Below are 16,196 nucleotides of genomic sequence, written 5' to 3'. Positions count from 1 at the left end.
GGTCTAAATTATGTATTTTCTTTTGGTTCTCTAGGCTCGAATGTTTCACCATTCCAACCCCTTGCGTAGTCTTTCCAGTTAGCTTTGCCGCTTTTAACCTCTTTACTGCCGCTTATGCCGAGTAATTTCTCTCTATGATCACGAGAAATAGACTCTATATATTGCTTACCGCCCTCGTCTGTATTGTCTTTTGCTTTGGTAATGTCTACCTCAAAATCAAATACAGGCGATATTCTACACATGCAATGCGGATGAGCTGGCAACGTAGGAAATTTGTCTTTAGGATAAACGCCTTTACCTAAGCCATATAAATCGGCGTTGGCGTAAAAGTCGCATATATCATACCGAGGGTGCCTACTGGATAGCACCCATTTGAGTGCGACTACATCCTCATCATCTTTATAGCGTAGCATTTGGCCGTCAGCGTATGCTCTAGCCATTTCTGTGCGAGCTATCCTCTCGGCGTTGTATCGTGCTTTCTCCTGCACGGCCACAGTAACAGCTCGAGAAAGATCAATAGCGTTGCCCTCATCAACAGCTTGAATTAATTCAGAATAGGCAGCTCGTAGGCTTGGCGTTGTGTTCTGCCGTACTAGCCGCTCTGTGCGCCTAATTGTTCGCTTAAATCGAGCCAACTCCTCATCATTGAGCGATTGCGGCGGCTTTAACGTTCTAAGACGTTCAATATGTTTAGGCAGTTTATCAGTAGCAATTATGCCACCTTTGCCATAGCCCTCGAATATAGAGCGAGCTATCTCACGAATGCTTTTACCACGCTTTAGAGAGTTAGCGATAACCGCCGTCGTCTCTCGTCGCACTTTATGAGCGTTTTTATGTAGTCGCTTAGATAGCTTTAAGCCGTCGCTCGCCCAAGCCGCTTGCATAGCCTCACTAATTGATTGAGTTGTGTAATTAAAAGGCCTATGCCCTGCCACCGAGAGCGGTGTAAGTACACTATGATAGGCCTTATTGAAATTTTCCACCATATCAGCCGTAAGATGGGCCTCTAGCATTTCCATAATAGGATAAGACTTATAAGCGATTTGAACAGCCTTATCGGCTGAATATCCAAGTTTCACCAACTCATACACCATTTTTTCAAATTGCTCGAGTATCTTATCAAGCGTTTGGCTCGTCTGTGTCATTGTCGCCACCGTTTAGATCATCATCGTCATAAGCTTGGTCTTGGGCTTTAGTATCGGCCGCCGTCTGCGCCTCTTTAACGATTGCGTCTTTAGTTTCCTTTTCCAAATTAGGCATATAAGCGTCAATTACTTTCTTTAAGATTTCATTGTCGAATGTGTCGGACTCAAATTCTAAGTCTTTAGCCTGTTGTGCCTGTGTAAGACTTTCAGTAACATCATTTACTTTGAAGTCTTTTGGATACTCGCAAAAATACTCCAAATTGTCGCCGCTCCATAGCTTATAGAGAGCGATAATGTCATATTCTGCATTCTCACAACGGACTGCAAAGGCTGCTAGATTTTGATTAGTACGCTCAAAGTCCCATTGTTTAGCCACGCCACTCTTTGCTTGCTGTACGCCGATAACGCTATCAATACCACTCATGCGATACATTTCATTGATGAGCTTATCAATTTGAGCCATAAGTACCTCAGCTGGCCCTTTATCTGGTGCGATGAAGTTCGGTGCCTTACTTGACTCGAATGGATATGCGAGCAAGTTATCTGTACCGATTGTTACATCTTGCAAGCCATTGTTATCGACTGGCATAGTCAAGATAGAAAATGTCTGATTGTATAAGATTTGAGATAGCAAAGAGCACAAATTATATACATGAGCATTCGTTTTAGCTATACTCAAATACTCAGGCGGCGGCAAAATATCACGCTTGCGTGCTGCTCTGCCAAACCATTGAACCACAGGAATGCGGCCGATGTTATGCTCGCCTTTGTCGATGAGTTTATTATTATCATCTGTGATTTTCCACTCGGTAGGCGTCCATGTGTGGCAACGTGCTTTGATTGTGCCGTCAGCATTCTTCAAATACGTCGCATAAGTAAATAATTTGAGCTTTCCGTTGTCGTCAAACTCATAATTCACTACGTTCTTAGGCTCAACCGCCGTGAGATAAGGCATAGACCTATTAGCCAATGTTTCAGCCAAAGAGCTGCCAAACTCGCTCACGTTATCAGATACGATATACATAACGCCATACAGCTTAGCTGCTATAGCATTTTGCTCAATAAATTCCTGTAGCGATGTGCCTTGACGGTCTACATCATTAATGAATTCATCAAATAATACAGATTTGCTGTATTCTCGCTTGATTTCGTCCTTAAAGATTGGATCTACAGAGGCGTTCAAAATAGGCCCTGTGTAATTTAAGTAGTAAGCTATCTTACGCCTAAAAGCGATTGACTGCGTACTCTCTCGAGCGTGTTCCGTAATCGCCGCCCCAGTAGCGAACATACCGCTACCATAATATGCGTCATGTAACAGCTCATACTCCTCTAATCGAGGGTTATTGTTAATTATTGCCATATTGCCCCTTTCTAATTGATATTAATTCTACCGCTGCGAACCTGCGGCGCATTGATTTTCTCTGCAATTCCTGTGAGTGCGTCTGGTGCGTCGTCATGCGCATTCTTGCCCTCTCGCTGATATTTGGTAATGTCGGCAGCGAACTGCGGCCACCTATCACGCCAATTTTTAGGCATATATACGTGGTTCATAACCCATGTAGCATTAGACTGAATACGAGCTATCTTATTGCCGCTTTGATGAAACATATTGATCACACACTTATTAGAGTTATATTTCTGTTTGAGTATACTTTGAACATTACGGCCAAACCCTCGGCCGCCGTTATTGCTTTCTATATCGGCCACATTTACGCCGTTTCTATGCAGCATGTCCGCCACCTCTGGCTCTGTGGTTTCCATAGCGTCTTTTGTATACACTACATCAAGGATATACGCCTCACCCTCATATACGCCGTATACAATACTTGCCAAGTAGTCGCTGCCAGTATCGGCGGTATCGGTATAGTTTTTAATACATGAAAATAACACGTTACCCTTATCATCTCTTGGTAACGTGTCATATGTGAGTATTTGACTGTAAAGACAGCCTTTTAAGTCAATCGGTATTTGTTGATAGTTGGCGCTGGCAATATCCTCGCCCATAGCCCTCACTTTTGATGTGTAAGAGGCTTTAGAGAGCACCTCTTCGCAAAGCATTGAGCCGTCGTCTTGTAAGGCTTTCATGGTAATAACTTTAGCTTTAAATAATGGATCATCTTTAAAATGCTCAATTGCTCGCCCTGCTAAATCATCACTCGCCCAGCGTGTCATGATTATGATAATCTTGCCGCCCTCTTCCAAGCGTGAAAGCATGGTGTTTGTAAACCACTCCCAATGTTTCTCTTTAACGCTCGCATTATAGGCCTCTTCGCTATTCTTGATAATATCGTCAATGATCATGAGCGAACAGCCAAAGCCTGTAGCTGTACCAGTTGGCGATGTTGCAAGATATGAATTAGTATAGCCCTCTAAGCTCCATAGGTGCGCCTGTGCGTCGCCTACGGCCACTCTTATATTGGGGAATACGTCAGAGAATACAATAATATCCTCATCGGCCTTATTCTCTTGAACCGCATTTCTAACTGATTTACTAAACATTTTAGAGAGTGTTTCGTTATAAGAGCCTGTCATTACTTTGGCCGCTGGGTTATTACCAAATAGCCATTGTGTAAAATGCTGCGCCGTTAAACTCTTGCCATGCCGAGGTTATGGGGGCAGGTTCATAATAAGCACGTTATACGTATCATTTTCAATGAATTTCTGTAGCTCATTGCAAAGCCTAACTAAATATTTACGGCTCTTTTTGTAAAAGCCGCCTGTCTTTAGCTGACAATAATAAAAGAACTCACGTCTTGCGAGTTCCCTTTTAGCTAACTGTATGATCTTATCTTTATTATCTCGAACCTGCACGCCCTCACCCCCTTTACACGACCATATACAGATTGAGCCTATTCATCACCTATGAGCTTTTTAATATCAGCCGTATCAATACCTTCAAATGGGTTTCTAACCTCGACGGCTGCGTCAATATTCTTTGTATCTCTCCACGCCTCTGGCTTTCTGTTTTTAAGCCAGAATATTAGAGATGTAGAGTTTGGCTGCACATGTTTAGTAACAACCTTAACAGGCACTAATATTTTTTCTCCTGTTTCTCCATTTTCTATTCCAATTTGTGTAACTTCATCATAAGAATACCCCATAGCACTTTTAAGCAAGGCATTTTCAACCATAATGTCTACTACTTCCTTGCCTCTTTTTACGGCCTCAGCAAATTGAGGATATTTCTTTTTCCAATCATAAAATGTCGTAGTAGTAATGCCAATATTATGCGCTATCATCTCATCTGTGAGGCCGTTGCGAGCCCAGCCCTCTAAGCGAATAAGGTTATCAGCCTCTAGCCACTCTTTATATAATCCTTTTCTGCCTGCATTGCTCTTTTTCTTTGATTGTGTTTTCTTTGTCGCCACGATCTCACCTCTTTTATATGCTTAAATACAAAAATACCTCGAGCAGAGTACCCTAATCTCTGCCGAGGTATTTTTGCGTATGTCTATAGTTGAAAGAAAGGAGGATAGAATGAAACGTATAAGCACCATTCACCACTAACATAGTATCACAGATATTTAGTACTGAATATGACAGCTTTTTGACATTTTATAGAGCATATGCGCCAAATAAATATATGCTCAAATCATCAATTCCTTTGTCGAGCCACCTATACACATTTCGCTCAACTGTATTATGTTTTTCTGCGATTTCTGCGATTGTTAAATCGTTGATATATCTATCAATCACGCACTCGCAATAGTGCTTATTATTGTTAATGCAAGTTGTGCGGTATATCTCGAGCATTTTGTCTATATGCTCTATAATTAACTCGGTACGTCGCTTACTAGCGAGAATGGTTTCAATCTGCAATAAGCCTCTACGGTTAAAAACCTCATACAATACTGTTTGTAAATCGCTAGGCGTGAGCGTTTCCTCGGCCCTTGCAATAGCGCTCTGACAATGCGCTTTCATAGCCGTGTAGCCCTCGAGTAGCGTTGTAGTATTCTTATAGGCTCTTTCGTTTTTCTTTGCCAGCATATCCTCATTACGCCGATTAAATTCGGTTAAGGCTGTTTGTGCTGCTGTTTCTGCTGCAATCTTAACGATAGCCTCAACCTCTAACTCAGTAAAAGTGCGCCCCTTACATTCCATTTAATCACCCCCATATATAGCGAAAACCAGTAGCCAATAATAGTATCATTCCGATTGCCACCAGAACACTAAACACAATAGAGGTTATGAATATAAGGTTTATACGCCTATTGAATTTTTCCTCAACAGCTGCATGTGCCATTAATCGAGCTTTTTCTAATTTTTGCATTCGTCCATAATCTATATAGCCTTTAAAATGTAGGCGATCATTGTTATTCTGATTTTCCAATTTTAACCGCCTTTCCGTCTTTAACCTTGTAAATAATTTCTTCCTCAAAATGTACGCCGTTAGGTATACGCTTATTTCTGATAAGCCATTGTCGAACCAGTTTTTCTAAGCCAATTTCAAATTCTTTAAATTCACTATCCGATAAGTTTGAAAGTGTATTAGTATCATGTATCTCGTCGCTTATATCGTTTTTTATGTTGCTGATTATCATGTAAGCAGCGCCTGCGGTATAAGGCCACCATTGCGAACAGCGAACCAGATAAAATATGTCCTTTCCACACCTTTGAGCCTCTTTAATACCTGCCTCTTTTGCCTCTTTTAAGCCGTGTATTTCGTTTTCTCGAGTCCATTCATAGCAGCCGCTTTCAAGTGTGATGATGTATGTATTATTTTTCATTGTAGACACCTGCTAATTTTACATTATTTGACTCGGTACAATGCGTCCCTGCTGCACTCCAGCTAGTCGCACCAAAACCAAAATAATAAACCTTTCCCCCGTCATATTTTGCAAAATATCTTTTTAATGTTTTGCTTTTATGATTGATTATGATAGGAGTATTCACCGACACCTCACTCCAGTCTACAATACCCAAATACTTGCCAATATCCAGATAATTTGGCTCGTTGAAATCTGGGAGTAAATCGCTTAACAAGTCTATTCTCTCAAAATCTCCACTGACATATATTCTATCCCCCTTAAATTTTGGCGGCTGCTTTGTAGCTAAATATCCGCCCATTGCACTATAGTGAAAAATGTATTTAAACCCTCTATCATACAGTTTCTGTAACAGCCACTTACGGCCCTCTTTATCGTTCATGTTAATACTCCTTACCTTTATAAACTCATCAAAATCATAGCAGCGATCGTAAAGCATTTTCTACATAATCGCACTCACTTTGACTTTTATAGAATTCACGAATTTCTATCGTGCTATTTTGATTTCCCTTATCTTTTATAGAGAGCAATATGCGATGTTTCTTATCCATTACAACAAACAAATAAGCGCTTTTATTCTTTTCGATTTCGATTACAATTTCGCCAGTCGTTGTAATAAAATAATTTCTTTTTATGCCCTCTATAAATCCTACAATTTTCCCTATTTCTTTACTTGTTAGCATACATTCACCTCATTACTACCATTAGCCGCTTACCCATTGTGTAGCTATTGTCAGTAAGCTGTATTTTGCTATCTAATAATCTAAGGTCGATTATGTCCATAACCTCTAGTACCTTATAACCTAAGCTGTCTTTAACTTTGATGAACACTCTATAAGGCTTATCTTTAGCAATTTTTCGAGCATAATTCAAAGCCTTATCAAGCTCTTTATTTGTGATCCAGTCAAAGCACTTCAAGATTAAACTAGCACCTTTTGAGTATTGATGTATCTCGAACTCATCAAAGCCATGTTTCGCTAATTCTTCCATGCTACATAGCATTATTTTTCACCTCTCTACCCATTAATCGGTATAACTCGCCTTTTACATATGATCTTGTAGCCTCGATATAGCTATCTAGTTCGTTATGTTCTAAAATTTCAGCTCTGACTACGCTGCTTAAATCGACCTTTACGCCACAATTTTTATAACGCCAGATATACCCATATACAAAGCCATAAGCAAAAACTGCCTCTCTTTGCTCAACACTAGGAATGATTATATCGTTACCAATAACCACGGTTAAAGCCATTCTTAACCGCTCTAAATTTTCGATACTTTCAAATCTATTCATACTCGCCTACTTTCTAAGTTCAGCGCTCACATACGCCACCAATGATACGGCGAATGTACCAAGCAATATACCGAGTATTCTCAATACATCGCCGCCAGCTACGCCGAATAGTCCAACTAACCAAAGCACTGCTGCAATAGCAAGCGCAATAATCTCGACTTTCATTACCAGAATAAGTGCTATGGATATTGTGTATAAGAATGCTTTCATATGTTTACCTCATTTCATTTGATATTCAAATCTTATGTCCGTTTTCTGTGAATTGATCATCATGAAAATACTATGATGTGCAGGCGATTTTGTATGCTCGCCTGTTTCGCTAATAAATTTTACTCGTTTAGTAGGTACATACACGCTTATATGCGTCTGACTAAATAATTTATGCCGTTGTACCCCCCAGTGTATCTATGGGTAATACCAGTACACATGGCTTGCCTGTTTCAATACACCGAGCTATAATCTTATCTTTATTGCTATATGGTGGGTTCGTTATTAGATAATCAAACTCGTATTGATTTGTTAAAAAATCAGTAATGCCATATATAGCGAATGGATCATAGTCTTGAGTAATTACTTTTGTAAAATTGCTTTTCTCTGTGTCGAACGGTAGCAGCACCCTCGCACCTTTAGGCGGTGGAAATACCTCGAGCATAGTTTTTACTGTTTCGAGCGGTGTGTACCATTCATCAGATTTCAAGCCACTTATAAGAGCCTCTTTCATTTCAACCTTTCCAATTTAACCCCTGCATTTAAAAGGCGTTTTCTAACTACGGCGAATGACATATCACACGCCGCTGCGATTTGTCTTATTGTTAAGCCCTCACGCCTCATATCAATTAAAGTGTTTATATCCACGTTATAGCGGTTTTTCTTTCTGGTTCGAATAATCTGTAAGCCTAGCACTTTTAACGCCTCATCTGGGCTTTTACGCCCATATATACAAGCACCTAATGCGAACCAGTTACCAGCGTATACAAGTTCCATAATTCCCCTTTCCTCACTGCCCATAATATTTAGGCTTTCCGATACGTCGGCGTACTCTATTGGTGGTATCCTTAACATATCCCAATATATCGCCGCTCTTATCTCGAGCCTTTCTCTGATTGATTAAGCCGTTTGAATACTTTGTATAAGGCTCGCATTTTGCATGACAACCTACAATTCTGTATTCACAGCCTTTGCACGGTGATTTAAGCATATATAATCACCCATTAACATAATCTTTTATTTCATATGTTTCTGTTTCTTCCACCACGTGCATGGTATTTTCGTATCCGTGGCGTTTTTCCCAATTTCTAAATACTTTGGTTAATTCATCGCTTAACTCTTGAATATGCTCATCTTTAACATTACTCAAATAGTCCTCTGAGTGATCATAGATTTCATCTGGCATATAGTTGATTACATGTTCAATTACATGTTCGCCGTCTACATCTGGCACGAAATAAGCAGGGTGTCCGATTTCAACTCCATTATCTAATAATTGACTTCGTTCTAAGCTGCTATATCCGTCATACCCATTACAATCCATATAGTCATAAACAGCGGCTTCAATACTATCTTGTGGTTCGCCAGCGTATTCGTCTTCGCACCAGCAATATTTTGTTTCGTCTTTAACTAACATTATTGTTCACTCCCTTTTAGTTGTTCTTTCCATTCATTTATTGTAAATACTGGCATTCCCCTTTTTAAAGCATGATCAAGCTCACCTCTGCACCCTCGGCTTGTTTCCCACTCATCGCAAAGCACTAACACATCGCAATGACTTAATAAGCCTAAGCAAATATCAAGCCCTCGCTGGTACTCGTCGCCAGTTAAGTACATAACCCCATAGTTGTGAATTGGCGAAACATAATTATGCTCGCTATCATTCATAACTAACTCATTCATGATTTTGTCGATTTTTAACTTGTTGCTTTCCTTACCTCCGTAAGGGTGAGCAACATATACGAGTCTCTTTTTCGTCATCTGTTTACCCATTTCATACACCCTATTCTTAAATAATGCATTAGCCCACTAGAACTTAGAGGGTATGCGTCTTTTCTAGCTTTAGCACGTTTCACAAAGCCACCAAATTCGTATATATTCCCTCTAAAATCTGCAACATCAATCTCATCAATCAAGATTAAGCCTGCGTCGCCTAATAGTTCATCAATTACATCGTAATAATCGTCATATATACCTCTTGGCATTGCATAATATAGATACTTAACATTTCCGCAGTCGTGATAGCGTTTCTTTTTAAAATCACGCTTAAAATCTTGAACAGATGTTTTAATTTCAACTTCTGTGATGTATTTTGTTTTTAAATCAAAATATATAAAATCAGCCTCATATTCTGATTTTTCAGGGCAGTACATGCTCACATTAGGAATGCATATTTTTCTTAAAAACAAATGCTTGCCAAGTACATATTGAATATCGCTTTCGTCCATATTCTAACCTCTTAACTTTTAATGCTTATTGAACGAGTCGCTCATGACTCACCTCATTTATCCCTTTGATCTCATTTATTACAGCAGCTTTTGCCTCATCGAATAACTCTGTATCGTTGCCAGCAATAATATATAAGGCTTGCTCCGCTACATCGCACACAAAAGATAATAACTCTACCGTGTTACACTCCTCTGCTGTGAGCGTGAAGTGCTTTCCGTCATATTCAGCTTTTATGGTTCTGTTCATAAGTACCTCTCTAGTCTTGAATTACCAATTTATCAATTTCAAGCTCGATGCAATCAACGTATACATCGAGCGTGCCGTCTACATTGCCGAAGTCAATCGTGATTTGATCATTGATAGTTTTCAGTACTTGCTCTTTTAATTTCTCGGCATGAGCCTCGCTATTAGCATTGAGCCAAATATCAAGGCCGACAGTACCTATCAGCTGCAACCTGTACTCTTTTTCGTTCTCATTCATGGTGTGTGATGTCCTTTCATCATGAGTTTTCTGTATTCCTTATACGATATTGAGACAGGGGCTTTTGGTTTTGCCTTAGCCCCTGTCGTGGCAACCTTACAGCGTTTAGGCTTTTGAGTGGTGTCGCACTCTCTAGCCTTTCGCCTTTCGTACTCATCGACTAAGACAGTATTATCATTAATTGGCTGAATAGTGATCTCGGCCCTCGGTCTGTCTTTGTCAATACCTGCAATCATTGAGCCGTCATAATTGACGATGTATTTATCATCATCAATCACGCCAGCTGCTTGCAGTATGTCGCTAGTTGCTTGTAATAGGCCCACCAAATCTGGCCAATGCGCTCGATTTTGTAAATAATAGCGGCACAGCACCGATACTGGCCCACGAACAGCCTGCACTCGAGCCAGCTGCATGAGAGCAACTTTCTCATATTCTTTAAACGCTTTTGACGGTAAGAGTACACGTTTATTGTTAATGAGTGCTATTCTGCTGCTGTTTTTTTTCGTTCTTGGTTGGCCCAATATTACAATTTCCAACTTTTACCCCTCTATATCTTTTAAATTATTTTCTAATTCTATGCGGTAAATTTCGTTATTTTGCCCTCTGTAGCTATTCGCTCGATAATTCATATGGCGAGAATTATAAACTCGCCTTATAGAGCGTTTTAATCAATTTCCGTTTTTGTTTCTTCGAGCAATTTATCAATCATCTTTCTTACAGCGTCAAGGCTTGCGTCTGGTTCTTTATTCAACAAATAAAAACAGGTGTCAAAGCCGAGCTTGATAGCTGCCATGAACTCGGCTTTTTCTTGGTTGCATAAATTAGAGTTCATGATCGTTACAGTACCAGCAGCCATAAGTACATTAGCCACCTATTTTACATCTTGAAAATCTTTACTATGTTTAATTTTTAATGCTCCATTATCAAGCACTTTAATTTTTATCTTTTTCATATTTCCTCCTGTGAGAGCCGCCCATAAAAACAGCCTCCTTGTATTCGCCACGCAAGCGATCATAGATACGCTGACTGTAATTATCTTTTGTCCAGCTATCGCTATAGTTAGTGGTTAAGATAATCGGCCGCATTCGGTTATAGCGGTCTATGATTATGCTTTCTACTTTGGCTGCCACCCATTCAGATTTTGAATACTCCGCCCCAAAATCATCGAGCAGTAAGAGCGGTATATTCCGCAGCTTTTGCTCGTAGCTCATGAATGCCACGCTATCGCCTTTGGATAAGGTGAGCATATTGTCTAAGAGATTTGGCATTGAGATCATTAAGCAGCCCTTGCCAATCTCTAGCGCCTCTTTTAAAAGGCACACACCGAGAGAGGTTTTCCCTGTACCTGCTGGGCCCCTTAGTATGAGGCCCTTGCCTGTGTTTAGGTTTTCCTCTAGGTGCTGCCTGTAGTCATTCACTATACGATAGGCCTCGGCGTTTTCCTTTGGGAATGTTCCGTTTTTCTTTAACCACTCAAAGCTCATATCGTAGTAGCGTTTAGGAATGCCAGACACTCCATAGGTCTGGCTTTTATCCTTTTGAATAACCATAGGCTTATCATAGACAGGCTTAAAAAATTCATAATCAGCCTTTACCGTGCACCCTTTCATACTCGGCTTGCCAATCGACTGCCTCATCTTTTCGATTGCTGCCGTTACGTCTATTTTTTTCATTTCCTAACCTTTTATTTTTCAACACTCCCTCAACGTATTTAATTGAGGTTTTCCCTCTATCGTGTGTGATCTCGATAGCCTCTATTACTTGCTCTGGGCCATATTCCTCGGTAAGGGTTTCTAAAGTTTCTTTTATAAAAGAAGAGATGTCTCCGAAAGTATTTAACCAAGTTGAGAATACATCGTTTTGAATTACTGTGTTTTTCTCTTTACTTTCCTTTCCTTTACTTTCCTTTACTTTACTTTCCTTTACTTTACTTTGTGTACTTTTGTATACATTAACTGGGGTTTCTGCAACATTAACTATAGTTTCTGCAACATTAACCCTAGTTTCTGTATACATCATGTCAACATTAACTAGGTTAATGTCAGCATTAATTTTTACCGATTTTCTGCGCTCTGTGATTTTAAGGTATCTATTTTGTATCCCCTCAGATGTTAGGACTCGAAAATTGTCGTAAATTCTAAATGAGAATAGACCAACCTCACACGCTCGATTTATAACATTTTTTACATAGTCTGTATCGAGGTTTGTATCAAGAGCGATGAGTGCTATATCATCATCTTTAACATTCATGAAATAGCCCTCATCTCTATAGATCGCTGCGAATATGTATATCAGCACAGCAATAGAGCTGGCCCCACACGAAAGCATAATTTTTCTTATTTTTAAATCACTCAAAAACCCTACATCAAGAGGGAAATACTCAACCCCTTTCGCTTTAGGTCTTGCCATTATTTAAACTCCTTATCTAATAGGTGCGAATGTAATAATATCTCTATCATTCGTCTTACGATACAGCCCAATTTGTAGGCCGTAATCTAAAACACTTTTTATAGTGTTAGCCTGTACGCCTGTTTCCTTTTCAACTCGTACCATAAAGGTAGGTGTATAAGGAATATCGGCCAGCTTTAATGCTGCGATATGATCCCTCACTTTCACCCAGTCAGAGCCGAATTGAGCGAGCATTTTATCATTCATGGCCTACTACCTCGCCTGTGTTAGCGTCAATAATCTCGCCTGCCACGTTGTAAGTGTCGCCGCTTTGCTCTGCCGTTGGCTCGTCATATTCGGCGTCAATGGTTTCACCGCTGAAATCGACATCAAAATCACCGTTTTTGTTCATGCTAATTACGCCGCCGTCATTACTTAATGCTTGGCTCATTTGAACGCTTTCAATGCTCAAAGGGCCGAACTTGGAAAGCAGGCGTTTGAGTACCGTTTTTTCGGCCATGACATTGAAGTCAGCGAGGCCCCATTTATCAGTACCACCCTTATAATTTTGACTATATTTCTTGGCATGCGCTTGCATTTCATCAAGTGTCATAAACAGCATTTTCTCAAAGCCATTAGTTAGGCGAAAATACGCTAAATAGCCAATGACTTTATCGCCTGTCCGTTCGCCAAATCGGAATTTATCAAGCAAGCGGTTCTCGTATTCGAGCTCGCCCTCATATACTGTTTTAGCCCCAATATCAACATATTGGCCGCTGCGTTGAGCAAGTTGGATATAGCCTTTATAACCAAGCTGGAACTGTGCAGCACCTTTATAAGGTACGATATAGGCAAACCCAAGAGACTGATTGATTGGCAGATCCAACATAGCCGCCTGTGCCGCTGCCCCAATGACTGTGGCAGGATCTGCTTTCATCAAGTAATTATTATTATTTGTAACTGCAATAATGCTGCTCATAAAGCCAGCTGCTTTCTTGCCTAGCATTTCCTCGAATTTTTTCTTGTATGCTTGGCTTTCAAGCATGCCTTTTAATGTTTTAGCCTCTTTTGCGGCTGTGATATTGTTTTTCTTTAACTCGATACCTGTTGTGGTTGCCATTATTATTTATCCTCACTTTCTGGGAATGCGTCGCCTTTTACACCAGCGATATATGCTTTTAGAGATACGATTTCAGCTTTTAAACTATTGATTTCATCTTTGTATCTATTAACTGCATAACCCTCATATTTGAGATCGTTTTCTAATTTTTTGTTAAGCTCTTTTAATTGAGCAATTTCAGCAAGTAAATGTTTTCTTTTCGGTTTTTGCTCTACTGTTTCGATTGCTTTGCTTTCTGTGTTTTCCATTATTTTTTATCCCCTATTACAAATAATTTATTTTCAAAATCGATGTATACAGCCTTAGCCTCTGCCGTATATTTAGCGATATTTACAGGTGTTTCAATATGTATATCAAAATCGTAAGGAACCGCCTCGAGCAGCTTTCGTAAATCATGTGTTTTCATCATTTCACCTCAAATCTACGACTAGGCTCACCCTGCTTGATGTAATTTGTATACATTTCTGGGTGATCGCTCTTAAATTTCTTACTATCAAAAGTCTCTCGAGGCTTGCTCGATTTCCAGCTCACATAATGCTCGCCGCAAGAGCCTTTCTCGTTTTCGCCTAGAGCGTCTTTTAAGAGGTTTTCAATGCCTCTTTTTTTGCTTTCTAGCTCTGCGAGCTGGTCTTTAATTTTCAGATAATCAATAACAGCGTTACCATATTCAGCAGGCAGCTCTATAGCTTTGCCATTGCTGTGTTGATATAGTTTTTTCAGAGCCTCGCTGCAAGCTTTGCTGTTGTCTGGCGCTGGCATGGTTTTAGTTTCCACTAACCGCCAGAATTCCGCCCCAGTATCAATAATCGCTTGAATGACTTCGTCATTCCGCTTAATTTCTTTGTAGTAGAACGTATTTCCACCTACTAGGCAAGCTATCCACCAGCTCGCCTTGCCAGTTACCGCCATGTAGTGCTGGCATTGCACATAATAGGCATCTGGCACACTATCACCTTGCCACTCATCAGCCTTGAATGCGTTCGCTGTTTTGCATTCGAGCCCTGCGTCAAGGCCGACGATTTCCCTATCAATATTAGCCAAGAGATAAGGGTACTCTACTGATTGCAATGTGAAATTATTGTTGCGTACCTTGTAGCCAGTACGCTTTGCGAACTCTTGGGCTACAATATCCTCGAGGATAGTACCCCAATACATTGGCTCGCTCTCTTTCTCCTCTACTGTGTCGCTTGTTTTGTCGAGCCACACATCAAGAGGGCTGCGCCATTGATTGACGCCTAGCACGGCGCTCATATCAGAGCCACCAAGGCCTAACTTTCTGATTTTTAGCCACTCTTCTCGAGTAGCGTTCTTGGAGTCAAAGATTTTCTTGTACATTGTGTGATGTCCTTTCTTTTTGTTAGTAAATAAGATATAATAATGTTGTGTGATGTTCCTTTCTTAATTGATTGGAATATAGGGCCGTTCGCCTTTGGTGAATGGCTCTTTTTTTATACTTAGATCTACCATTTAATTAGCGCCTCACCTGTACACCACCAGTAAGCAGTGGCAAAGAAAAAACCCAATGTTAAGAAAGTGAATAGTGCCATTTGTAACGATGTAGGCTCATCATTACGCCCTAGCCGTTTGGCTCTCATTGGCTTTCTGTGTTTTGCTTTTAATTGTTGAGTCATCATGTTTCTATTTCCTTTCTTTAAAGTGATATACCAGCTGGCTTAGAATGTCGCCGTACACCCAGCCCATTAATTTGTGAGCTTTCTTTAGTTGTTGTGTTCTTGTTTTCATATTTCTTCTTTCTCCATTCCTTAAACGCTGCTAGGTTTTGAGGGTTACTGTAAAAATTGTGTATTTCATCAATGAGTAGCGTCATTACATCACGTCCTTACATACAGCCTCAATGCCTCGAGCTGTGAGAATTTCGTGAATACGCAAGCGGCCTTTTTGAGTCCATTTCGTTTGAATTTTGCTATCAAGTCGGCCGTCATTTCGTGTAAAAGTAAATGTTTCAGATTTTGTGTAGCCTTTGCCCATTTCAGATTTGTACAATATCCATTGATCGCCCACTTTTCGCTGTATCTTTTCCTCATGTAAAATGTTATTTAAAGCTCGAGCCGTAAGGTCATAGTCAGCAGCCACCTGTGTAGTGGTTAGCGTGCTAGTACTGCTCAAGATTTCATCTACATAATCACGAATTGGCTTAAATTCTGCGATTTGTTGCTCTTGTTGTGCAATAAGCACTTTTTGCTCATTGATTACGTTATTGGCAATCTTTAAAGCTCGGCTCATTACTTTTTCTGGGCTGTTCCAGTCTTTCTCTACTGCGATAAAATACTCTCGAGCCTCTCGGCCCTTATCATTTCTCGCCAGCATACAAAGCTGTTTCGCCATTTCAATGGTTAAGTTATGATCTTGTTGAGGTCTACCGCCTAGAGGTTTTTCACATTTTTGTGATAAACCTACATAATCAAGATTTTCAGTAAAACCATAATCACACATGCGCTCAAACCATTGAGTGTAGGGCGTTTTAATTTCTAGGAACATATGCAGCGTTCTACCACTTACATATTGCTCATCGTTCTTGCTCACGTTGATTGGAATTAGGTTCATT

General features: G+C 40.1%; 29 protein-coding genes. All 29 read right to left on the bottom strand.

Annotated features, from left to right (window positions below):
- Window positions 1-8: 8 nt before the first annotated feature.
- The 29 genes from PK1910_RS01085 to PK1910_RS00945 all read right to left on the bottom strand — a co-directional run bounded on the left by PK1910_RS01085 (window position 9) and on the right by PK1910_RS00945 (window position 16,195).
- Window positions 9-1,154 (bottom strand): hypothetical protein, encoded by a 1,146-nt coding sequence (locus tag PK1910_RS01085; RefSeq protein WP_331299141.1) that lies wholly within the window; start codon window positions 1,152-1,154, stop codon window positions 9-11.
- Window positions 1,120-2,505, bottom strand: coding sequence for a hypothetical protein (locus PK1910_RS01080; protein ID WP_331299140.1), 1,386 nt, complete (start codon window positions 2,503-2,505; stop codon window positions 1,120-1,122). The genes PK1910_RS01085 and PK1910_RS01080 overlap by 35 nt, the downstream gene beginning before the upstream one ends.
- An 11-nt stretch (window positions 2,506-2,516) precedes the next feature.
- Window positions 2,517-3,644 (bottom strand): phage terminase large subunit, encoded by a 1,128-nt coding sequence (gene terL / locus PK1910_RS01075; RefSeq protein WP_331299138.1) that lies wholly within the window; start codon window positions 3,642-3,644, stop codon window positions 2,517-2,519.
- A 350-nt stretch (window positions 3,645-3,994) separates the two neighbouring features.
- The gene (locus PK1910_RS01070) at window positions 3,995-4,513 is read right to left on the bottom strand and encodes a helix-turn-helix domain-containing protein (protein WP_331299136.1); all 519 of its coding nucleotides are present in this window, start codon (window positions 4,511-4,513) and stop codon (window positions 3,995-3,997) included.
- Between the two features lie 187 nt (window positions 4,514-4,700).
- On the bottom strand, window positions 4,701-5,246 hold the full coding sequence (locus PK1910_RS01065) for a helix-turn-helix domain-containing protein (protein ID WP_331299135.1): 546 nt from the start codon (window positions 5,244-5,246) through the stop codon (window positions 4,701-4,703).
- 212 nt (window positions 5,247-5,458) lie between these two features.
- Window positions 5,459-5,872, bottom strand: a complete 414-nt coding sequence (locus tag PK1910_RS01060; RefSeq protein ID WP_331299133.1) for a hypothetical protein — start codon at window positions 5,870-5,872, stop codon at window positions 5,459-5,461.
- Window positions 5,862-6,293 carry a hypothetical protein gene (locus PK1910_RS01055; protein ID WP_331299131.1) on the bottom strand — a complete coding sequence of 144 codons (432 nt, stop codon included), beginning with the start codon at window positions 6,291-6,293 and terminating at the stop codon, window positions 5,862-5,864. The genes PK1910_RS01060 and PK1910_RS01055 overlap by 11 nt, the downstream gene beginning before the upstream one ends.
- A 34-nt stretch (window positions 6,294-6,327) precedes the next feature.
- On the bottom strand, window positions 6,328-6,594 hold the full coding sequence (locus tag PK1910_RS01050; RefSeq protein WP_331299129.1) for a hypothetical protein: 267 nt from the start codon (window positions 6,592-6,594) through the stop codon (window positions 6,328-6,330).
- 4 nt (window positions 6,595-6,598) lie between these two features.
- Window positions 6,599-6,901: a hypothetical protein gene (locus PK1910_RS01045; protein WP_331299127.1), complete on the bottom strand. Its 303-nt coding sequence runs from the start codon at window positions 6,899-6,901 to the stop codon at window positions 6,599-6,601.
- Between the two features lies 1 nt (window position 6,902).
- Window positions 6,903-7,205: a hypothetical protein gene (locus tag PK1910_RS01040; protein ID WP_331299126.1), complete on the bottom strand. Its 303-nt coding sequence runs from the start codon at window positions 7,203-7,205 to the stop codon at window positions 6,903-6,905.
- 6 nt (window positions 7,206-7,211) lie between these two features.
- On the bottom strand, window positions 7,212-7,415 hold the full coding sequence (locus PK1910_RS01035) for a hypothetical protein (protein ID WP_331299124.1): 204 nt from the start codon (window positions 7,413-7,415) through the stop codon (window positions 7,212-7,214).
- A gap of 169 nt (window positions 7,416-7,584) precedes the next feature.
- Window positions 7,585-7,926: a DNA methyltransferase family protein gene (locus PK1910_RS01030; RefSeq protein WP_331299122.1), complete on the bottom strand. Its 342-nt coding sequence runs from the start codon at window positions 7,924-7,926 to the stop codon at window positions 7,585-7,587.
- Window positions 7,923-8,189 carry a hypothetical protein gene (locus PK1910_RS01025; RefSeq protein ID WP_331299120.1) on the bottom strand — a complete coding sequence of 89 codons (267 nt, stop codon included), beginning with the start codon at window positions 8,187-8,189 and terminating at the stop codon, window positions 7,923-7,925. The genes PK1910_RS01030 and PK1910_RS01025 overlap by 4 nt, the downstream gene beginning before the upstream one ends.
- A gap of 220 nt (window positions 8,190-8,409) precedes the next feature.
- A complete protein-coding gene (locus PK1910_RS01020; protein WP_331299117.1) occupies window positions 8,410-8,829 on the bottom strand; it encodes a hypothetical protein in 420 nt (139 codons plus the stop codon).
- A complete protein-coding gene (locus PK1910_RS01015; protein WP_331299116.1) occupies window positions 8,829-9,185 on the bottom strand; it encodes a DUF4406 domain-containing protein in 357 nt (118 codons plus the stop codon). Before PK1910_RS01015 ends, PK1910_RS01020 begins: the two co-directional genes overlap by 1 nt.
- On the bottom strand, window positions 9,170-9,640 hold the full coding sequence (locus tag PK1910_RS01010) for an MmcB family DNA repair protein (protein ID WP_331299115.1): 471 nt from the start codon (window positions 9,638-9,640) through the stop codon (window positions 9,170-9,172). Before PK1910_RS01010 ends, PK1910_RS01015 begins: the two co-directional genes overlap by 16 nt.
- Window positions 9,641-9,665: 25 nt before the next feature.
- Window positions 9,666-9,887 carry a hypothetical protein gene (locus tag PK1910_RS01005; RefSeq protein WP_331299114.1) on the bottom strand — a complete coding sequence of 74 codons (222 nt, stop codon included), beginning with the start codon at window positions 9,885-9,887 and terminating at the stop codon, window positions 9,666-9,668.
- 10 nt (window positions 9,888-9,897) lie between these two features.
- On the bottom strand, window positions 9,898-10,122 hold the full coding sequence (locus PK1910_RS01000; RefSeq protein WP_331299113.1) for a hypothetical protein: 225 nt from the start codon (window positions 10,120-10,122) through the stop codon (window positions 9,898-9,900).
- Window positions 10,119-10,658, bottom strand: a complete 540-nt coding sequence (locus tag PK1910_RS00995) for a RusA family crossover junction endodeoxyribonuclease (RefSeq protein ID WP_331299111.1) — start codon at window positions 10,656-10,658, stop codon at window positions 10,119-10,121. Before PK1910_RS00995 ends, PK1910_RS01000 begins: the two co-directional genes overlap by 4 nt.
- A 128-nt stretch (window positions 10,659-10,786) precedes the next feature.
- Entirely contained in the window at window positions 10,787-10,993 is a 207-nt protein-coding gene (locus tag PK1910_RS00990; protein WP_331299110.1) for a hypothetical protein, read from the bottom strand.
- 61 nt (window positions 10,994-11,054) lie between these two features.
- Window positions 11,055-11,732, bottom strand: a complete 678-nt coding sequence (locus PK1910_RS00985) for an ATP-binding protein (protein ID WP_331299108.1) — start codon at window positions 11,730-11,732, stop codon at window positions 11,055-11,057.
- Window positions 11,707-12,531, bottom strand: a complete 825-nt coding sequence (locus PK1910_RS00980; RefSeq protein ID WP_331299107.1) for a Lin1244/Lin1753 domain-containing protein — start codon at window positions 12,529-12,531, stop codon at window positions 11,707-11,709. The genes PK1910_RS00985 and PK1910_RS00980 overlap by 26 nt, the downstream gene beginning before the upstream one ends.
- 12 nt (window positions 12,532-12,543) lie before the next feature.
- Entirely contained in the window at window positions 12,544-12,777 is a 234-nt protein-coding gene (locus PK1910_RS00975; protein WP_331299106.1) for a hypothetical protein, read from the bottom strand.
- Window positions 12,770-13,630: a recombinase RecT gene (locus PK1910_RS00970; RefSeq protein WP_331299104.1), complete on the bottom strand. Its 861-nt coding sequence runs from the start codon at window positions 13,628-13,630 to the stop codon at window positions 12,770-12,772. Before PK1910_RS00970 ends, PK1910_RS00975 begins: the two co-directional genes overlap by 8 nt.
- A gap of 2 nt (window positions 13,631-13,632) precedes the next feature.
- Complete coding sequence (locus tag PK1910_RS00965) at window positions 13,633-13,878, bottom strand: hypothetical protein (protein WP_331299102.1); 246 nt, start codon at window positions 13,876-13,878, stop codon at window positions 13,633-13,635.
- A complete protein-coding gene (locus tag PK1910_RS00960) occupies window positions 13,878-14,039 on the bottom strand; it encodes a hypothetical protein (protein WP_331299100.1) in 162 nt (53 codons plus the stop codon). The genes PK1910_RS00965 and PK1910_RS00960 overlap by 1 nt, the downstream gene beginning before the upstream one ends.
- Window positions 14,036-14,965 (bottom strand): YqaJ viral recombinase family nuclease, encoded by a 930-nt coding sequence (locus tag PK1910_RS00955; RefSeq protein WP_331299098.1) that lies wholly within the window; start codon window positions 14,963-14,965, stop codon window positions 14,036-14,038. Before PK1910_RS00955 ends, PK1910_RS00960 begins: the two co-directional genes overlap by 4 nt.
- A 125-nt stretch (window positions 14,966-15,090) precedes the next feature.
- Window positions 15,091-15,264 (bottom strand): hypothetical protein, encoded by a 174-nt coding sequence (locus PK1910_RS00950; protein ID WP_331299097.1) that lies wholly within the window; start codon window positions 15,262-15,264, stop codon window positions 15,091-15,093.
- Window positions 15,265-15,457: 193 nt separating this feature from the next.
- Window positions 15,458-16,195, bottom strand: a complete 738-nt coding sequence (locus PK1910_RS00945; RefSeq protein ID WP_331299094.1) for a phage antirepressor KilAC domain-containing protein — start codon at window positions 16,193-16,195, stop codon at window positions 15,458-15,460.
- Window position 16,196 lies beyond the last annotated feature (1 nt).

This window comes from Veillonella parvula, assembly GCF_036456085.1.
GTDB classification, from domain to species: domain Bacteria; phylum Bacillota; class Negativicutes; order Veillonellales; family Veillonellaceae; genus Veillonella; species Veillonella parvula_E.
The sequence above is the reverse complement of the archived record's forward strand: the minus strand, read 5'-3'. Positions and strand labels throughout refer to the sequence as shown.